Genomic DNA, 21,357 nt, shown 5'->3' with positions numbered 1-21,357 from the left:
CCTGTACCTCTATATCAAAGGTTTCTATCGTTTCATTTCCACTCGAATCTATTGCCGTCAGCGTAACCATTACTATTTCCCCGGGCAAACCCAGGTTCTCATCAACAGCCGGGTCCTGTATAAAATTTTCCACTCCACAATTATCCGAGGCATAACTGCTCAGGTCCGGCATTGTCGCCATACATTCATTATCCAACATCAATTCCACTTCTTCCATAGCAATCACCGGGGATATCGTGTCCAGTACCCATATAGTATCCGTACAGCGAAGTACGGTATCCATTTCGTCCTTAATTAAAAACAAATGATACAAAACGGCCGTGTCAGAACAACTGACAGAAGGCACTTCCAGCACCGTATCTACTACACAGCCCGGAAACTCAGGCAACTCCCCTACCAATTCCGTCTCATCCGCTATTCCTTCGCCATTCTCATCCAGGTACACTGTATCTTGTTTACAGTATTCCCGCCACTCATACGCTCCCACATCTATCGTCCCGTTATACACCCGCGAAAGACCGTCCAGGTCTTCTGTTTCCATATTCGCCGTATTATCTCCCATGTCGATGGCCGGGGAACCCGACATCAGCCGGAAATCTCCTGCCGCAGTAGGTGCTGCAGACGCCGCAGGGGCATAGGCAAACAGAGGCTCCGTTTCAAATTTATTCCCTCCGTTATCCGAAACAGCCATATTGTGATTAACCGTAACAAAATCCACATCGAATAGGGAGTTTTGGATCGATGGGTTCGCACTGCCATTATGAAAAACAGGATTGCCCGAACCAGCCGAATTATTGTAGAATATACTATTAATAATCTCCGGGATAGATAAATCTCCGAAAAGATGCATAGCTCCTCCGTTGTTACCGGCATAATTGCCCGAAATCACGCAATTGACAAAAAGGCTTGAATCAGTCCCGTGATCGCAATAACTATCTAATGCTCCTCCCTGGAATTCCGCCGAATTACCGGAAAACACACAATTGACAAAGGAAGCCCTCACCAGAGCGTAAGCCGGGCTACTATTATTACCCAATTCACTCCAATTAGATACAGCGCCACCTAAGGAAGCGGAATTCCCTGAAAATACACAATTATTAAATACAGGTGAAGATTCTGAGTCGATATCGTTATAAGAAATACAATAATTCATTATGGCACCACCACGATCTTGAGTTGTATTTCCGATGAATGTAGAATTTATGATAACAGGAGAACTTATCCCTTGATATCCACTATTATAAACCGCTCCACCGGAAGTAGCTGCGAAGTTGTTTTCAAACCGGCAATTTGTAATAACCGGGGATGCTTCGCCCCCGGCACCATTCAGGATAGATGAACCAACCCCTCCTTCATTGTATAAAGCCCCTCCATAATGCGCTTCATTATTAATAAAGGTACAATTCCGTATGGTGGGATTAGAAGATTGACCCGCTCCCGAACCGTCATTAAACCATCCACCGCCCCGGGCATTAATACTTCCGGTAAGTGCATATCCCAGGGTAATCACAAAACCGTCTACCACCGTAGCTTCACTGACATGATCCGTGTACACCACATGGTAGCTATTATTGGTATTGTTATTATCTCCCTGGATTTCACCGCTTAATACCGTGGGGTATAATTCACACAACTCATTTCGTTCTGCCAATGTAGAACCTCCCGAAGGAAATCCCCCCAATACCACTACACTGTCCGGAATATTAAATGAAGAATCCCTGTTACCGTCATCCGTAGGATAATACGTTCCCTCAGCCACTAATATCGTATCCACATTCTCCGGACAAATAATTTTAGCTAATAAAGCATCCTGCAAATTCAAAAAGGCATTACCCCAGGAAGAGCCATCATTACTCCCTGCTCCAGCTGATTGATCGACGTATACAATACCATCGAATGAATTACAGACAAACTGAGATGCGGGAGTCAATGTAATATCATCAGCAGCCATAGTCGCCGGATCATCGCTTAAAAGGAATAACTCATTTCCATAAAACACCGTATCCTGTTGACCTATAAAAGAGGTAGTTAACGGATCCAATGGATCGTTCACCACCACATTATAAAATATCTGTATTTTTTTACCTTCAGGAAGTTCTGGTAATTCAAAAGGAAAATTCTGTGAAATGCCAATGATAGGCGCTGCACTAATAATTAGTATTACATTCCAATACCACCATCCGAATTTACAGGGGTTAAATCGGTTCATTCAGGTTCTTAGGTTTTATTATTAAGATCTCAAATCACTTGTAATATTAACAAATCCTTTCCACAATTAATAAAATAATTTTAAAACATATAGAGAATATAATATTTAAATACATAAAGATATGGCATATTCTAAATATTATTAGTGATATATGCATTAATAAATTACGTAATACGTGTTCAACACGCTTATATAGTCCTAAAACCACCATTCTTTATTACGAAATAAAAACATTTTTCTTACATCTTTCAGTAAAGAAAAGATATCATTTTCATAATAATTTAATTTAACATTTTTCGTACGTGTTACCACGTACAAAAAAGTCATATCTCCTTAATAAATTTGCCAGTGTTATACGCTAAATCCCATTACCTTTAAATGCCATTGAGATGAAAATCCAAGTATGTAGAAACAAAAAATTAATTATACTCCCTTTTTTTATTGCAATTTGTTTGTTAAACTCCCCGGTTATTCGCGCCCAGGAAACACTGATGGCCACCTATTCATCAGGGGACCTACCATTGGATTATAATGGATTATATAATGATTGCTCGGGGGAAATTTCAATCACATTACCATCCGGTGGATTTTATGAAGTAACGGGGATAGATGTAGAATATTCGATAGAAGCAGTCGGGGAACCATTTTATGGTTTTATCAATGAACAAAACTCGAGAATATATTTCACGAATGAATCATCTGCTGAATCCTGGTTCCAGGGAAGTGGCTTCGAGCCAGGAACACAAGAATATAGCCGGTCCGAAGTGGATATCGCCAATGGTGTTTACTCAGGTGGCACCGAATTAATATTCCAACTTCAAGCCTATCGAACGTATGGATTTGATGATACAGATTGTAATACAGATTATCAAAAGATCCTCAACAATACATGGGAAATTACAGTACATTACCAGGAAGCGGAAGAAATAACCTGCCCCAAACCTTCGGGATTGTCTGCTGATAATATTACCACGGAAGCTGCTAACTTATCCTGGACTGAAAACGGTTCTGCTTTAGAATGGGAGGTAAAACACGGTGAAAAGGGTTTTGACGCTGAGTCCGAAGGAAACACTATTCCTGATTTAACAAATACTTCGACCAACCTTACAGGACTTGATGAAGGCACAGAATATGATTTCTATGTCCGGGCTATTTGTGGAACTGATGATCTTAGTGACTGGGCAGGGCCTTATGAATTCCAAACTGACTTCGAACCAATTTCTAATGATGAATGTAGTGGAGCCATCGCTATTGACATTGGGGATTCCAAAAATGGCACCACTCAGGGAGCCACAACCACTATAAGTAATTGTAGTTCCGGGAAGGAAGTTTGGTATACATTAGAAGGGAATGGAAATCCTGTTAAAGTCCAAATGGAAACTTCAGATATAGATGGCGTTCTCGTATTATTTCAGGGGACTTCCTGCTCCGGGAAATCAGAGGTTTCCTGTCACGATAATGTATTTACCAAAGGGGGGGAGTCATTTACATTTAATAGTGAAAATGGAACTACATATTATCTTTCTGTAGGAGATTATCAAGGCGCTTATGAAGGTAGTTTCACTCTTAACTTAACCGCAGGCTGCGGACCGGTGGATAATTTCCAGGTTAGTGATTATCCGGATGCGAATAGTGTAACTCTCAGTTGGACTGAACAAAGTACGGGGACTGAACTTGAAATCAAATACGGCCCCGTGGGATTTAACGTAAATTCAGGGGGAACTTCAGTACCTGATGTGACAGGAAGCAGTCACACCTTAACCGGCCTAACTGCGGATACCCAATACGATGTATATATCCGGTCCGTATGCGACGATGAAGAATACGGGGATTGGTCTTACGTGTTTGCAGAAACCATAACAGATCCCATCGACAACGACCTTTGCTCCAATGCCATCTCCATAAACTGCGGGAGCTCATACAGCGACCAACAACTGAAAGGTGCTACCGTATCATTTCCCTATCCACAGGAATTGGCTGCGTGTGTAAGTAGTACCGAAGGAGGTATTTGGTATAAATATACAAATAGTGGGTCAACGAAAGAAGTAAAATTGGATTTTGACAATTATGATAATAGCGATTCCCCATTAGCTGATTTTGATTTGAATGTTTCTATTGTTGCGGGAAGTAATTGCAATTTTGATGCTACCGTATCCTGTTATTCTATTGATAAGCTCAACAACGATCCTGTAGTTTTTACAGCATACGGGGGAGAAATGTATTATATCTATATTTCATATGACCAAGGTCGTTCAACGCAAAACGTTACATTTGATATGGATGTATCTTGTGGAGATTACGGAACGACAAATTACAGAGATATTTGTGCAGAAGCATCGACATTGAGTTGCGGATATCCAACCAGTTGGGATACGGAAAGGACTACCGACAATCTGGACGATGCTATTTGCGATATAGGAAGGGGCGTTTGGTATCAATTCGAAGGGACTGGGGATCATTTGACCATTGATATAAAAAATGATGAGACATCTGATGATCTGGATTTTAACGGATATCTGGCAAAAGGTACATGTTCTGGTTTGAACAAAATTATCTGTCTCAAAAAAGATGGTGATGAAAACTATTCATTCGATTCGGAATCCGGCGTTCAATATTACCTGTATGTGGGTATTCAGGGAAATGAATCGTATGAAACCGGGGAGGTGGAAGTGGAACTCAATTGTTCGAGTTGCCCACCAATCGAACTTTTAAATTACAATGATGATACGGACCGGGAAATACGTATTTCATGGTACTATCAACCCGACTTTACGGATTGGATTATCAAATACGGTGAGGAAGGCTTTGATCCGGACACAGAAGGTATCACTGTTTCCCCGTCCCAGGTTGATGAGAGTTCCTTAAATCAAGGAATTTATTATTTACTAATTAACGGGTTGACTCCTAATACAGAATACGAGATCTATATCAAACCTGATTGTAATGAATCAGAAGGAGAATGGGAAAAAATAAAAGTAAGAACAAGTTCTCAACCCTCCATTTCAGACGCCAATTGTACTGACCGTTTGTTCACAGACACCGGGGGGAAAGAGGGTGATTACAGTGAATTTGAAGATTATGCTGTCCGGTATTCAGGAAATGATCCATACGTCCTTTTTATCAAAGCAGATATTGATGAAAACAGTATCTACGGTTGTGAGGATTTTTTATCGATTTACAACGGGAACTCTTTTGAAAGCAATACTATAAATTCAGGTGATGGCAGTCCATACTGGTGCGCAGATAATTTAACCGGGGAATTATTCCACGGTAGTACCGGTGATCTGACATTCAAATTTCATTCCGGTAACTATACTGATGGATTCGGATGGGAAGCATTGGTAGCTTGTGACGGGAATTTTACTAAAACGGATGATAAAGACGAATGCCTTTCCTCAGAAACTGTAGATGTAGGCTATGGAGGCTATGCAGAATGGCACCACTTATACAATAATGACGGAATACTTATTGCGTCCATACAACCTCTGGAAGGTACAGTGGGGAATGTAACCGCCAGCGCCTTCGTGAGTTCGGAGAACAGGGAACTCGATGACTATACACCTTACCTCGACCGTAGTTTTAACATTAATACTACATCTAACGGAACAGCCAAAATCCGGTTGTATTTTACTTCCTCTGAAGCTAATAACCTCATCAGCCGAAGTAGTGAAACATCGGCTATTTCAGACTTTACGATTATCAGGACCGAGCAATCCTGTGGAGAAGCACTCAACAGCTGTCGGATCGAATACAAAATTACGGGTAACGGGACTTTGGCCAATACACCTTATGTGGAAATGGAGACTTCTTCGTATGGAGCTTTTTACATCGTCGCTAAAGACGAAGGGGAGCTTGATATTCCAGTGAATGATACGACATTGATTTTAGATGAAAATGGAATGGCATCTGTAATGACTAATGAAATTGTAACCGGGCTATCTGGGAACTGTCATGTCAAAAACTTTGATGTTAGCCCATTGACGTTTGACTGTGAAGATCTGGGCGATAATGAAGTAACGATTACCGTCACCACAAACGATGATCACACGATTATCAAAAAAGCGAATATCCGGATACTAGATCATATTCCACCGGAATTTACATCCACACCAGACCCCACAGTATTGATCAATAATCCCGGTGATGTTCCGGCAATATTCCCTATAGGTTATGAAGACAATTGTTCAGCAGAAATTAACTTTGAAGAGATACAAACAGATGTCGAATGCGGATTTAATATTTTGAGAAAGTGGACGATTACAGATCCTTCCGGGAACGCTGCTGCTTTCGAACAAACTATAATCTACGATGGAGAACTCAAACAAGACCTTACTCCTGTGGCTGAACATATGATTGGACTCACATCAGGGGATACGCTTCACATCATTGATTGTTTGCCCTTCGAAATTTTGGGTTCAGACCTGAATGCAGGCAGGGATCCCAATGCAAACATCCGTACCAATCTTTACCGGCTGGAATTACCATCAGAAGAAGACTCCTCGGAACACGGTTTAATGTCACTCTTTGAATACGAGTATATGGTGACAAATGAATGTGGTCAGTCGTATTCATTTACTTATTATCTCGCGTTATACGACCTGGACCCTCCGGTTTTCAGGTCATTTCCCAACGATATTACTATAAGCTCATGGAAAGAATTGCCTCCTGTTGATGATCAGGTAGAAATAATTGATATTTGTAATTCTGTAAAATGGGATACGGTATATTCAATTCCACAATTGGCCCCTTTATCCGGAGATACAATTTCATTAATCAGAAGATGGATAGCAATAGATCCTTCAGGAAATATTGGTTATAGGGATCAATATATAAATATCAATGGTTCAAGCAGATCTGATTTTGGCGAAATTAAACTATCGATAGGGAAAGAGCATGACATTCAAAATGCAAGATTTATCCAGGGTGCCGGAACCAATGAGATTCCCGTGAAGCTCATGAAATACAACCCCCTAGACTCTCTTGATTTGATAGATTCTTTAACTACCGACAATTGGCACGGTCAAAAAGGTAGAATATTCTTTTCCCCGTTACAGGAAGGAATATATCAGTTGGAGATTAACCTACCCGACGGCTTTTCAGTCCGGCAACCTTCCGTATTTTCCAGTGCAGGCTTTCTGGATTCACTGACTATTATCGGGGATACGGTTGCAGACCTGGGATTAATAACCCTGGTACCCATTCCGGCCGTAGAAGATTCATTAACGGTAAATGTTGATTCCGGAATCTCTACTTTACCGACTCCTCCCCTAATAGGCAGTAAGAGAATAACTTCGAAAATATACCCCAATCCATCTAATGGAATTTTTAGGATAGAAGTTGATTCAAAAAATTCCGTTGAATACAGTATATGGGATTTATCGGGCAGGTTTATCCGGAAGGGAAGTTTTGAATCGCAAACCAATATTAATATCTCTTCTGTACCGCGCGGGGTTTATACCATTCAACTTACCGTACAAGGTGAAAGATTATCAGTTGAAAAACTTGTCAAGATGGAGTAAGAGCTTTTCTTATGACAAAATATTGAAGGTCCCCACTTCCGCATACATGAAACTGGTCTTAGAAATCCGTGTTAGAAATACGGGAATGCACGATGGCGACTTTCAAAGATTTTCCAGTCATTTTAATTAAAGATTTTGGTTTATTATCAACCTGTGCTCCTTACTCCTTGAGGAATGGAGGTGCAGGTCTTTTTAAATTTCAGGGTAGAAAGAAAGTAATAACAAATATAATATGCTAACCTGAATTCGACAGAAAATAAGAGTTTTGAAGTGCATGTACAGGCGATCCCGAAGGTTTGTAATTCGGAGGATTAATAAATGCGATGACGTCCAGGCCGGGCCGCGAGTTCACGCCAGGATCTGCACGAATCCCGACATAAAATCGTCGGTAAGCGAAATATAATTAACCCTGAGTGGGAAACAAGTAAAAGCATCGTTTCTGGCATTGATTTCCACAAAGAGAGAGATCACAAAGAAACTATTCTAAATGATAATAGAATATATCATTTGCAACCAATAAAACTTCAATCTAATCAATACCATAGTTGTTGATCAAACACCCATTACCTCACTGGCAAAAACCGCAAATACCGTAAATCCAACAAAGCCTCTCCCGGGAACCGGTTTTTGGGCCTGAAAACAACATCCTGGATCCCTTTTTCGAGGCGTACTTTCCCTATACTTACAATCTTATATGTCTCCCATGAACCAGATTTGTCCACCTTTCCCGAGAGGGAATCCCCTTTTAATTCCAATAAGAATTCTTTTCCGGCTTCTTCATCGGATACAGACCATTCCATATAAACTTCATATTCACCGCCATAAGTTACATTGACTTTCCATTCTACCCGATCTTCCGCCGTAAACCAACCATAGGCCCGCCACTCGGGCATATATTTGATCCCGGGGCCCATCCCTTCACCCGTTTCTGCTGTTAGTGAAAAAGTACCATCAGGGTCGGGCTGTACCAGTTCCCTCCCACTGATCGGACTATCATTTTGAGAAAAAGAAAAGGTACATAAAAACAAGAAGGCCATAAGCAAACTTCCTTTTAAATAAGAAAATATATCATTTACTGTATAAATCATTATTCCTATTTTTTATTTGATTTAATAAAAGCAAGTAAATCTGCCATTTCTTGAATGGATATTTGATTTTCCAACCCAACCGGCATTAAAGACATCCCCATAGATTTTAATGATTTAATATCATTACGGGGAATTACTGATTCCTCCCCACCATTTTTGCGAAGTGTCAACGCATTGGTAGCTTCACTGGCAATAATACCTTGCTCTACTTTATCAGATTTCAGTTCTACATTCCACATATCATACCCATCTGCAATAGATAATCCGGGGTTTAAAATATCTTTTAATATGGATTCCTGTCTTCTGTTTTTAATAGTCTTCAGATCGGGACCAAAGGCAATTCCATCTTTTCCCCCAAATTGATGGCAAATAGAACAATTTTTCTCAAATATAATTTTACCACTTCCGGCATCTCCTTCCATGGAAAGAGCTGATTTATACTCCTCAATAATTTCTTCCCGGTCATTTTCCCCTGAATTACCGGTAAATAAAGCCCTGGCCCGATTCCGCATGTCTTCATTCTCTTGCTGGGCCATCATTTCTACGCTTCTTCTCCACCCTACAGAAGCCGGATCCACGATCCCACCTTCCATTGCTTCCACCAACAAATGCATACGCTCCTCACTTTTAATAAACATATCGATAGCGCGATCTCTTAATTCAGGAGTTAATACCTGCCAATTTTCCAGGAAATACTCACAACTACCCGTCCCGGGTATACCGCCCAGTGCTTCAAGGGAAGCCAGTTGAACTTCGGTAGGTTCATTCGGGGTAAGTCGATCTTTGAAAATACCAGCGGCTTGATCGGTAGCAAACATAGATAAAAACCGGAGGGCAACCACTCTCTGTTCCACATTCCCGGAACCTTCCTCTACCAGGGCCAAAGCTTTCCCCTTATCGTTTTCACTATAGCTTCCCCCTGAAAAATTCATTATTCTCAATAAATCAACAAATGCCTCTTTAAGTCCGGTACTTCTGTTCTTTTCAAAAAGGACACTGACAATACCGGCTTGTTGATCCGAAAACTCAGTGTTATCAAAGTCAACATTTCTAAATCCCATTACCAATCCGTGTACTATTGCTTCACCCCAAATTTCAGTGTCTCGACCGGTGCCTGATATCACTTTTCCGATTAGGCTTTTAACTTCTTCATATTTACCAGAAGCTACTAACATCGAACTAAGCCTTTCAACCAGGGAACGGTGTGATTTTTCACCGGCTTTGAACCTCCTCAGTACAGATTCCATTAACCCTCCCTGCATTTCATCCGGTGCCGACAAAGCGGCTATCTGAATCCACGAATCATCAATATCGTTAAAGAGAATATCTTCACGTGCCTTTGCTGCGTCCTTTCCGGATAATCCCCCCAATGTACAAAGCAATTGGAATCGTACGCGACCATTGGGATCACCCTTCAATCCCAAAAGACTTACTGTCAATTCACTATCGCCACTCAAAAAACCTTCTGATAATTTGATGGCATTTTCCCTGATACCGGGTTCCGGGTCATTCAATCCCAAAAGAATATCATTCTCACTCAGACCTTCCAGTCCATCCAAAGTCCACAGGATGTGTAATTTTCCTACGGCTGCTTCTTCACTTCTAAGTTTTTCCTTTAATAATGGGATTACGGACTTCTCATTTCTATCTACCAAAAGCCTTTGTGCATTTAAGCGGTACCATATATTATGATCAGACAATTTATCCACCAATTCCTGACTACTCAATTTCCCCAACTTTATGGTTCCCATCCAATCCATCCCCCGGTCTCCTTGAGCAGAAATTCGGTAAATTCGCCCCTGGTTGGTACCGTTATACAATTCCCCGGACTCTATTACATCCTCGGCCATCCATTCGGGATGTTCAATGATTTGCCGATAATAATCCACTACGTATAATGCACCGTCGGGGCCAATTTTCATACTTACCGGCCGAAACCAACTATCCCTTGAAGCTAAAAACTCCTTTTCTTCATATACCCTGGAAGCAGTAAAGGTAGCACCATTTTCAAGCAAGCGGTCTGCATGGATAAGATTCCCCACGGGCTCTGCAACAAAAGTCATCGATTCAAATTCTTCCGGGAAACTCCCGCCCAAATAAGCCGTAATCCCGCAAGCAGATGTAAATACCCCCAGGTCCGTTAACAATTCGTGCCTCGGATTTTCCGTGATTGGAAATACATCGGCAGCCTGGCCGTGTTCAGCAATTGACTCCGTAGCGTCGGCAACAAGGAGATTGGGATTTCGGGAAAGATAATTAGCCGGAATCACCTCGTGAAAAATATGATTGGCATTACTGACCAAAAAATGGCGTCCCCATTTATCAAATGTATGACCGTATTGGGTATAACTTGACAAATTTTCCAATAGAACTTTATCGGGACGGAGTCTTACACTTCGTCCCATGGCGTTGTTGGGTAATATCGGCCCATCGGGAAAATCCGTAAAAAAGACATCCCCTCCTTCGCCCCCGAAAAGATCGGGAAAAACCTTGGCGGTATACACGGATTCATTGGCCACGTAAATCCAGTTGTCAATTCCGTATTTTGGTGTATTGAAATTGTGCTGTGGGTTCGAAAGTGCAAAACCTGTCAATATAGTGTCCCGGACTTCCGCTCTTCCATCCTGGTCCTTATCTTCAAAGTACAAAAGATTCGGAGGATCTGTAACGGCTACCCCATTTTTCCACCGCATTATTCCCGTTGGTAACCTCAAACCCTCAACAAATACCTCACTGGCATCCGGCTTCCCGTCATCATTAGTATCCTTCAATATTTTTACTACACCGGAACCACTAAGATCCATAGGATAACCATGCATCTCCAGAACATACATCGTACCGTTTTCATCAATTTCCATGGCTATAGGATCACCTATCAAAGGCTCACTGGCTATGAGTTCAATGTCAAATCCTTCAGCAATTTCGAACGTAGAAATTGCTTTGGAGGGCTCAATCCCTTGACTAGCTTCATCCCTTATGCAGGCAACCGGGAAAAAAAAGATGAAAATATAAAATGAAACTTCTTTTAATTTTCCGGCAAATTGGTATTTAATCATTCACAATTGATTTATTTCAGTTGGCTGTATAAATCCTTTTAATAAAGCTTTTAATACAGGTCGACCGACTTTCCCTTAAATCATTACATTGAAGCCGTTTAAAAACAACTTCATTGTCAAAGAAAATATACATCAAAATATCATGAATAGAATACCATTATTAAGATATCATTAAGAAAAGTAAAAATAGTATTATTTATTCCTCAGTTTTTTAATCGACTTCACTACGATGGGAGGAAGAATTTCATTGGCTAGGTTTACCGCTGTATTATACACTTTCATTTTGGTATTATCCCGGGATTTTCTCGATACGAACGTCGTCGTTATTCGGCTGCCGGTAACCTTGTCAACGGAATCACTCCTTCCGTTGGTATAATAATACAGCGCCAGGGATTTTCGGCTGCGATCGGGCGGACAGTTCAATCGATCGGGATGGCCGTGAAATGATTTATCCGTAGTCGAAAAAAGGGCTACCCTATTAAAAAACGGGGCAATTTTCACCTTACAGTTTTCCATATCTTTATCCCACAGTTCAAAATAACCCCCATATTCTTCATCCCAATCCTTATTTAAATAAACAAGTAAATTGAGTCTTCGGTCTAAATTCATTCTCCGGTTCTTGTGAAAATCAGCGTGAATTTTTAAGTAACCGTCTCTTTTGATTTCATGAAAACCACCTCCTTCGAAATAGGGATCCGGTATAAGGGCTTCCTTTATCCCGGTTAACTTCTGCAAAAATTCCAGGAAAGGTTGGGAATTAAGAAAATGTACTAATTTCTTTGTGTTGGGACCAAAGGAGAATTCCCCCTTCGTAGCTAATTTTTCCTCGTTGGGATTACTGTAATGAATCTCACGTCTTTTTTCAAGATCGGGAAATTCTTCCAGGATGCCATCCAACATTTCTTCGCGAAAAAAATTATCAAAATAAATATTGGGAAAAGGATCGGCTTCCGCATATTTAAAAGCATTTTCCTCTGCAAATTTTAATAAAGACTGATAATTATGGGGTAAAAATTCTTTCATTTCAATCAGATCGTTTACTATTCTTAAAACACCTAATATAAAGTAGGTATTTAAATATAGTTTTTATTAATAATATTCCAAAAAATATATTTTGCGAAAGAATCGTATGAGGCCGGACAGATACCAATTATTGTTAGCGGTACAGAAAGCCTTACCGCATGTAAGCAGAAAAGGGTTTGCCAATTAATCCATTGTTTCAAAACAGGAATCTATTGGATAATTGATGTATCTTATACCAATTGCACTATAACAACTTGTCTAAATTTAACAAATTCTCTGCGCAACCTGCCCTCCTCGTAACGTTGGTACACATCTTTTTTTAACAATTTATTCTGGTAAAATCTTACTCAATTGATCTTCTGCAGCGTATCTACCGCACGCAATATATTGTTAATTTTAACGTGAGTTCGACAGAGAAAATAAGAGCTCTGAAGCGCTTGTCCCGACATGAAATCGTCGGGAAGCGAAATATACCTAACCCTGGGTGTCAACCCAGGGTGGAAAACAAGTGAAAACATTGTTTCTGGCATTAAATTTTGCCTTTTTCGCAAAATTGATGCCAGAAACAATTATTCGTCGAGTTCACGTTAATTTTAGATCTGTACCAACGACCCGCCACAAAGTGGTCCGTAGGGCAGATATCGAGGATTATCGCAGAAACTCAATGATTATCTTCGAAAATCAGCGTAAATCAGCGGGAAATATTTGCCATCTAATTAGCTTTGTCCCTTACCTTAATTGCACTGTGGGATACCTCGGGGCGTTTTTTGCCTCATGCTCACAGAAAATCCATTTCAAATTTAGGCTACATCCTATAATCTACTGGGTATAACTCCTCCTTCGGGCAACTAAATTATAGGGAATTCCTGCAGAAATATTATTTTTTATCGGTACGGTTGGGACCAGGGTTATAAAAATCATCCTTTGAAATCCACTAGATTTTTTTACTTTTAGCTATCAACAGTATATTTCAATTCAATGAAAAATATCTGGAAATTTATAATAATAATTTCGATAAGCATTAGCTTACTAATTATATTATCCAATCCGCTAAAATTCGGATCAACTACCATCCCGCCTTTTGGCAAATTTCTAAATCCCTTTACAGGATTTTGGGCACAAGCCGAATCCGGAAAATCGGGAACGCACAGTTTCTTTACACACCCCGGATTAGCTGATAGTTCAGAAGTATATTTTGATAATAGATTGATACCTCATGTATTTTCAGAGACCAACCGGGATATGTTCTTTGTTCAGGGGTATTTACATGCCCAGAACCGTCTGTTCCAAATGGATATTACCAGCCGGTCTATTATGGGTACATTGTCCGAAATACTTGGTCCCGCTACATTGGAAAAAGATATTTTTTCCCGCAAAATTGACTTCCCCAAAGCAGTGAAAAGTAAATTGTACAGTTGGAAGAGGCATCCCGACATGATAGACTTGATAAAGGCATACACATCAGGTGTCAACTATTACATAGATAATTTATCTCCCAAAAACTATCCAATCGAATACAAATTACTGAATGAATCCCCGCAAAAATGGTCATTGGAAAAAACAGCATCCATTACAATTTCACTATCCGCCACCCTCAATCTGAGAATGGAGGATTTGAAATACAGCCATGTACTCAAACAATTAGGGGAGAGTAATTTCTCTCATCTTTTTCCTGAATTCCCCCGGAAACACAGACCTATTATTACGGATAGTTCGACATACCCACTGCCTGCAAAGGAAAATAACCTCTCGCCCAACGCTGTGCAAGATTATTTTGATATAGAATTCTCATCAGAACAAGAGCCCAATATTGGAAGTAATAATTGGGCATTGCGGGCGGTATTGACACAGGATTCACTTCCTGTTTTAGCCAATGACCCCCACCTGCCCCTTTCTCTTCCGTCCATTTGGTATGAAAATCATCTTAATAGCGAAGGAATTAATGTTTATGGTGTTTCCGTCCCAGGAATGCCCGGAATAGTCATCGGTTTTAATGACCATGTTGCCTGGGGCCTGACCAATGCGTCCATCGACGTTATCGACGCCTATACCATTCAATGGAAAAATAAAGATAAAGGAGAGTATATAATTGACAATCAGGTCGAAAATGCCCGTGAAAGAATTGAAAATATAAAAGTCAAAGGGAATGATACACATATCGAAAAAATATGGGACACCCACTGGGGACCGATTGTATATTCTGATCAGACGGATTCCACAGACATTGCAGTCAAGTGGATTAGTCATTATCCCGATACCCATTGTGATTTCGCTATGCTTTTTGGTCTGATGAAAGCCAACAATCTTCAGGAATACCAGGAAGCCATCCAAAATTTTTACATTCCCGGACAGAACATAATATTTGCTTCCGATGAGGATTCTATCGCCCTTACCGTACAGGGAAAATTTCCAACAAGGAAAGACGGGGCCGGACGGTTTGCGCGCGATGGCAGTAAAACAACAAATGACTGGACTGGGTTTATCCCACAATCAGATTTACCTGGTTTTGTAAATCCACCTGAAAATTATATTGTATCTGCTAATGAATGGCCTACCTATAAAAACTATCCATATTATTACTCCGGCCGATTTGATCAATACCGGGGAAGAACTATTTCAAACCTAATACAAAATTATACTTCTATCACCATAAAAGATGTAGAAAACATACAAAACAGCGTTTACAATCTAAAAGCCGCTGAATTACTACCTGTTTTTATAAAATCCCTTCCCATCAATATTCAAGAGGAACCCTGGATCCAAAAAATGGCTAATTGGGACTATAATTATATCGCTGAAAGTCCTCTCCCCATTCTTAGTGAGTTCTGGATTGAGGAAGTAATAACGCAAACTTTTGACGAATTAACTGATGCAGATAAAAATGAGATCATACGCCCGGAAGAATGGAGGTTAAATGAAATATTACTAGAAGATCCCGGAGATCCGATTTTTGATAAGGTTTCTACAAAAAATGTAAAAGAAAATGCAAGTCAAATACTGGCAGAAAGCTGGAAAATAGCTCTACAAAAATTTAATAATCTTAATGAAACTTCAAAGGAATGGGGTAGATATTCACCATTATCTATAGATCATTTGCTAAAAATTCCTACATTTTCCCATCGAAACCTATTTACCGGGGGGAATGGGAATACCATTAATGCCATTACGCGAACCAATGGGCCCAGTTGGAAAATGATAGTACAATTACAAGGAGATAGCACGATGGCCAGGGTGGTATACCCGGGCGGACAATCAGGTAACCCAGGGTCGAAATTCTATGACAATTTTATTGACACATGGTATGAGGGAAACTATTATACAGTCGAATTGAAAAACAAACCCGAAAAAATTAAGAATAAAATCCCATATACCATCACTTTTACCCCTTTATGAGAAAATTATTAAAAATAGTATTTATTATATGCGGAAGCTGGTTGTGTAGTTTCTACCTGGATTGGCGATTTTCTTTTATAATTCCTTTTTTGTTTGGGGCATTTCTACCACTAAACAATACTTTGATGGAGGCTATTATCTCATTTGTCACGATAGCCATAGTATGGTTAACTGCAGCATTAATTACAGATACAGGAAATGGTGGAATCCTATCCTCGCGAATAGCCCAATTATTCGGCTTGGCAAATGGCAAAACGTTGGTGATTTTTGCTGGCATTCTAGGTGGAATTATTGGACTGTTAGGAGGTTTGTCAGGACATTTTTTACAAAAATCTATACATTTGAACGATATTAATTAATAATTCGTTTAAGAACTAAACTTGGTTTAATGGGTAAACGCAAATCAAAAAGTTCAAAATTAAAAACACGAAGAGAACAAGTAAAAGAATTTCAAAAAAGTTTGGTTTCATTTGTTTTGATGTTGATATTCTTTGCCTTTCTTTTTTCTCGGACAGGGGTTCCTTCATTTGTATTCTTTTTAGTAGCTATACCGTGGACGATCTCCATCATTCACAAAGCAATAGATATTTATCATACCGACAAACAAGAGTATGAAGATGATATTGACGATTGGGATTCTCCGCGTGAAAAAACTGAAGATCAGGAAATTGACCTTGATGACTTCAAGGAACTTAGGAAAGAGTGGAAGGATTCAGATTTTGTCTGATGCGAACCTGGAGTAGGTAGTACTTCCCTTCTATTATCCCAAAACAATAATAAAACGAATTCTACTATTTTTTTAACACTTCTATTGGTTTATTGCTGAAATGCACATTCTATTTACCTCATATACCTCTCCTTTTTTTTAGCAAGATCAGAAATCAGAATCAAATATCTTAAAAAGAAATTTGGCGTAGTTTTTGATATATTACAAAATAATTTAATTTAGCATTTCAAAAATAAACCGGGCTCGGGGGAGAGGCTATCCCAGAAACCAAAAATTTTCTCGACCCGGTTCTTTTATTTCAACTATCAGGCCCCAAGAGGAATGGTATCCCACACATAGTCCAATGGGGAAGGTAAGCCACTGAACAATGATGGTTCCGGCTAATAAATAGCTTAGTGAAGGCCGCAAGACGTATGGTTTGCCTATGATAGAATCATTACACCGGTAAATGAAGGCAATTAAATGTGCGGATTGGATTTGAAAACTTACCCACCAATATTCAGAAGGAATGGTATTTAATCATCCTTCCCAATAATCTTACGTTTTAAGAAACGATACCATATAGACTATAAAATGCTATGCAAATGGAAAGTCATTTATTGGCTCCGGGTATAAAACAAATGTCACAATACCCCAACTTCCTACTCCAGCTCTTTCATTTTCTCCGTATTTTCATAAATACGAAGATTCTCAATTACTTCATCCAGGTCGCCCTCGATTATTTTGTCCAGAGAATAGAGCGTGAGATTAATGCGGTGATCTGTTACGCGGTTCTGGGGATAATTATATGTCCTGATTTTATCCGACCGGTCTCCGGATCCGACAAGTGATTTTCGCTTGGCAGCCTGTTCGGATTCATATGACTGTTTCTGGCTCTCGTATATTTTTTGATAGAGACGCTGGAGTGCAATTTCCCTGTTTTTAATTTGTGACCTCCCGTCCGTACTTTCCGATACTACTCCTGTGGGTAAATGGGTAAAGCGAACGCCGGATTCAGTCTTATTGACATGTTGCCCTCCGGCCCCACTCGATCTAAAAGTATCAACTTTGAGGTCAGATTTTTTTATATCCACATCCTCCATTTCCAACTTTGGCATAACCACTACGGTGGCAGCAGAAGTGTGGACACGACCCTGGGATTCTGTTTTAGGAACCCGCTGGACCCTGTGAGCCCCTGATTCAAACTTTAAAAATCCATAAATAGATTCTCCACTAACTTCAAATTCGATTTTATTATAGCCACCCGCTGTTCCTTCGTTAACGAAAAGAATTTCATGTTTCCAACCTTTGGTCTCGAAGTATTTACTATACATTCGATAGAGATCCCCTGCAAAAATTGAGGCTTCATCACCACCAGCTCCAGACCTAATTTCCATGATAACATCTTTATGGTCATCTGGGTCTTTGGGCAAAAGCAAAACCTTTATTTCTCCCTCAAGTTCCTCCAGTTTCTCAGTAATAGACTCCATTTCCATTTCTCCCATTTCCTTGAGTTCGGGATCAGAATCATCGATCATCTGCTGGGCCACCTCTTTTGAATCCAACATATTGATATACTCCCTGGAAATATCCACTATTTCCTTGAGTTCTTTATACTCCCGGTTTAGATCAGCATACCGTTTATGATCGCCAATTATTTCAGGATCAGTCAGTTTTTCCTCAATCTGGTGAAACTTTATTTCTATTTGTTTTAATTTGTCTATCATCGATTTTCTTCTATTTCGGTTGCAAAACTACAAGTAATATTCAAAAAGAAAAAGTAGTATTATAAATGACTAATTGTAAGTTGGGAAATGCTTTAATATTGAGATAATTCACCACAATGGAATTGCATATTTACCACTAATTCTGCAAATAATCGTTTCTTATTTATCGCGTACCTGACGGCACACCAACCCATTTCCGTTTTTTCCCCCATGCCTTGTCTCTAGCGGGACAAAAAGCCACAGCCCATTGCATGAAATATAGCTTTATAAAAAATGGGATGATGTATTACGATACGTATCCACTACCCATGAATTCGGAATGTACTGCCCTTTTTCCATAAACCGGTGGAATGTTTACCATTTGGTACCCTCCGTGGGTAGGAAGGTCCATCGCAGATAAAACGCGGGCCTTTTGGTACGCCTCGTGGGTAAAAAGGGGCATCCCGGGTAAATCGCGTGCCATTCGGTACGCTGCATAGATAAAATTTTCTTAATTTTGCAAAACAATTGATAAACTCAATTATTTAAATACAAACAAAAAAGACAAATATGTATCCACCAGATTTAGTAGCCCCGATGGCAAAGGATCTCACTGATTTCGGGTTTGAATCATTGACAAGTTCGGAGGATGTTATCGATGCCATAGAAAATACACAAGGAACTCTATTACTCGTTGTAAATTCCGTGTGTGGTTGCGCCGCAGCGAATGCGCGGCCAGGAGCCAAACTTTCCCTGGGCAATGATAAGAAGCCGGATAGATTGGTTACCGTTTTTGCGGGTGTGGACAGGGAAGCTACCGGTAAAGCCCGGGAATTTTTACTCCCTTATCCACCTTCATCCCCTTCAATTGCACTATTTAAAGACGGTAAACTGGTTACCATGATTGAAAGACACCAAATCGAAGGAAGAACAGCCTATGCGATTGCGGATGAATTAAAAAATGCGTTTAATGAATATTGCGCATAAAGGAATATAAAGAAGCTTCCTACTACTATAAAGCCATTCTATTCAATATGAAGGAATGGCTTTTTTTTATAGATGAAAAGCTCGTAAACTTTGTAAACTAGAATGAAATGAAAATGGCAACTGATCACATGAAAAACAGACTAAGGGAAAGGAAGTATCATTTCATTCCCAAACCAGGCGACATTTTACTTTCCTATTTATCCACTATTTATTAAACCAATATTAGAGACCAGGCATTTATCCTATAATGAATGAATACGAAAACACCCTGCTACAAAAAAATATCAGGCCGACAGCTATGCGGCTACTGGTTTTGGAAGAGCTTTCAAAGCAAAATATTGCAATAAGCCTATCCGACCTGGAAAAAACTTTTGCCAAATCTGATCGTATTACCCTATACCGGACGCTCAAGACCTTCGAGGAAAATAATTTGGTACATAGTATTGATGACGGAACCGGGGCTCCTAAGTATGCATTGTTCAGAGGGGATAACCTGGAAAAGGATATGCACCTCCACTTCCATTGTAGAATGTGCAATGAAACATTATGCCTTCCAAAGTATCAAATACCTGACATAGAATTACCCAAAAACTACAAACCGGAAGAAGCAAATCTCGTAATTAAAGGCGTCTGTGATCACTGTAATTATTAAAGAACATTTATAATTTGACATTCCGAAATTCAGAATTGTGACCATTTTCTTTGCTCTTTTGCAGCGATTACGGGAAACATCTCCACTTTATATTAGATACATGCATACAGTCAGCACAATATAAAATAAAGAAATAAAACATATATGTTTAGAATTAAGATATAATATTTGGCTTTCACACTCCCCTTACTTACCAGCCCTCTCAAACTAACACCAAGCCTTGATTTGTCCCCTTTTTTACTCACCTACTTTTGCCAACCTATTCCCGACATAAAAATTGTTGGCCAACATTACTAAATCAGGGGTAATCTTGCTGTAAATATATTACTTCAGCCATTTGGAATGGAGAGATAGCATGAACACTATAGAATGGATTAAACCCGCCAAATATAAGGGATTAATATGTGTCAAATAGGAAGATACTCTTGAAGCAACCCAGGAGAAAAATAAAATAACCGATTCGTTTCTGGTCATTCATTTTGCCCATTGCAAAATTTATGACAGAAACAATTCTCCATACAACTCTCCAGGTTGCAGAACCCATGATTTAAAATATACAACCTCCTATCCTTCCATAATCTCATTTTACAGAACTGAAGTTCAACCCGAATTAACGCTGGGTCTCAATCCGGACCAGACCAGGCTTCAATCCGGACCTGCCCTGGGTTTTATCCCAGGAGAAAAATAAAATAACCGATTCGTTTCTGGCCATTCATTTTGCCCATAGCAAAATTTATGACAGAAACTATTCTCTATACAACTCTCCAGGTTGCAGAACCCATGATTTAATATATACAACCTCCTATCCTCCCATAATCTCATTTTGCAGAACTGAAGTTCAACCCGAATCAACACTGGGTCTCAATCCGGACCTGCCCTGGGCTTTAACCCAGGGGAAAAATAAAATAACCGATTCGTTTCTGGCCATTCATTTTGCCCACTGCAAAATTTATGACAGAAACAATTCTCTATACAACTCTCCAGGTTGCAGAACCCATGATTTGATATATACAACCTC

12 protein-coding genes are annotated in these 21,357 nt (G+C 39.8%); 6 read left to right on the top strand and 6 right to left on the bottom strand.

Annotation, left to right across the window (positions count from 1 at the left end; genetic code table 11):
* A partial coding sequence (locus LVD47_RS13050) for a right-handed parallel beta-helix repeat-containing protein (protein WP_236976948.1) occupies window positions 1-2,209 on the bottom strand: 2,209 nt, incomplete at its 3' end.
* 389 nt (window positions 2,210-2,598) lie between these two features.
* Between LVD47_RS13050 and LVD47_RS13045 the strand changes: the two genes are divergently transcribed.
* Window positions 2,599-7,728 carry a fibronectin type III domain-containing protein gene (locus LVD47_RS13045; protein ID WP_236976947.1) on the top strand — a complete coding sequence of 1,710 codons (5,130 nt, stop codon included), beginning with the start codon at window positions 2,599-2,601 and terminating at the stop codon, window positions 7,726-7,728.
* A gap of 563 nt (window positions 7,729-8,291) precedes the next feature.
* On the opposite strand, the gene LVD47_RS13040 is transcribed toward LVD47_RS13045, so the two are convergent.
* The 3 genes from LVD47_RS13040 to LVD47_RS13030 all read right to left on the bottom strand — a co-directional run bounded on the left by LVD47_RS13040 (window position 8,292) and on the right by LVD47_RS13030 (window position 12,895).
* Complete coding sequence (locus LVD47_RS13040) at window positions 8,292-8,816, bottom strand: carbohydrate-binding protein (RefSeq protein ID WP_236976934.1); 525 nt, start codon at window positions 8,814-8,816, stop codon at window positions 8,292-8,294.
* A 5-nt stretch (window positions 8,817-8,821) separates the two neighbouring features.
* Window positions 8,822-11,872: a PVC-type heme-binding CxxCH protein gene (locus LVD47_RS13035; protein ID WP_236976932.1), complete on the bottom strand. Its 3,051-nt coding sequence runs from the start codon at window positions 11,870-11,872 to the stop codon at window positions 8,822-8,824.
* Between the two features lie 192 nt (window positions 11,873-12,064).
* The gene (locus tag LVD47_RS13030) at window positions 12,065-12,895 is read right to left on the bottom strand and encodes a 2OG-Fe(II) oxygenase (RefSeq protein ID WP_236976930.1); all 831 of its coding nucleotides are present in this window, start codon (window positions 12,893-12,895) and stop codon (window positions 12,065-12,067) included.
* 978 nt (window positions 12,896-13,873) lie between these two features.
* Here LVD47_RS13030 and LVD47_RS13025 point away from each other — a divergent pair.
* Genes LVD47_RS13025 through LVD47_RS13015 form a run of 3 tightly spaced genes read left to right on the top strand, consistent with a single transcriptional unit; the run spans window position 13,874 to window position 17,015 of the window.
* Window positions 13,874-16,288 carry a penicillin acylase family protein gene (locus LVD47_RS13025; RefSeq protein ID WP_236976921.1) on the top strand — a complete coding sequence of 805 codons (2,415 nt, stop codon included), beginning with the start codon at window positions 13,874-13,876 and terminating at the stop codon, window positions 16,286-16,288.
* Entirely contained in the window at window positions 16,285-16,647 is a 363-nt protein-coding gene (locus tag LVD47_RS13020) for a hypothetical protein (protein ID WP_236976919.1), read from the top strand. The genes LVD47_RS13025 and LVD47_RS13020 overlap by 4 nt, the downstream gene beginning before the upstream one ends.
* 29 nt (window positions 16,648-16,676) lie before the next feature.
* Complete coding sequence (locus tag LVD47_RS13015) at window positions 16,677-17,015, top strand: 2TM domain-containing protein (protein WP_236976917.1); 339 nt, start codon at window positions 16,677-16,679, stop codon at window positions 17,013-17,015.
* Window positions 17,016-17,656: 641 nt separating this feature from the next.
* On the opposite strand, the gene prfA is transcribed toward LVD47_RS13015, so the two are convergent.
* Both prfA and LVD47_RS13005 read right to left on the bottom strand, forming a co-directional pair.
* Window positions 17,657-18,721 carry a peptide chain release factor 1 gene (gene prfA / locus LVD47_RS13010; RefSeq protein WP_236976915.1) on the bottom strand — a complete coding sequence of 355 codons (1,065 nt, stop codon included), beginning with the start codon at window positions 18,719-18,721 and terminating at the stop codon, window positions 17,657-17,659.
* Between the two features lie 286 nt (window positions 18,722-19,007).
* Window positions 19,008-19,184, bottom strand: a complete 177-nt coding sequence (locus LVD47_RS13005) for a hypothetical protein (protein ID WP_236976913.1) — start codon at window positions 19,182-19,184, stop codon at window positions 19,008-19,010.
* Window positions 19,185-19,270: 86 nt separating this feature from the next.
* Between LVD47_RS13005 and LVD47_RS13000 the strand changes: the two genes are divergently transcribed.
* Window positions 19,271-19,687: a BrxA/BrxB family bacilliredoxin gene (locus tag LVD47_RS13000; protein ID WP_236976910.1), complete on the top strand. Its 417-nt coding sequence runs from the start codon at window positions 19,271-19,273 to the stop codon at window positions 19,685-19,687.
* A gap of 247 nt (window positions 19,688-19,934) precedes the next feature.
* Window positions 19,935-20,339: a Fur family transcriptional regulator gene (locus tag LVD47_RS12995; protein ID WP_236976908.1), complete on the top strand. Its 405-nt coding sequence runs from the start codon at window positions 19,935-19,937 to the stop codon at window positions 20,337-20,339.
* Window positions 20,340-21,357 lie beyond the last annotated feature (1,018 nt).

Origin of the sequence: Membranihabitans maritimus (assembly GCF_021729145.1) — a bacterium.
GTDB lineage: Bacteria > Bacteroidota > Bacteroidia > Chitinophagales > Saprospiraceae > Membranihabitans > Membranihabitans maritimus.
Note: the sequence above shows the minus strand (reverse complement) of the source record. Positions and strands in the feature narration are given on the sequence as shown.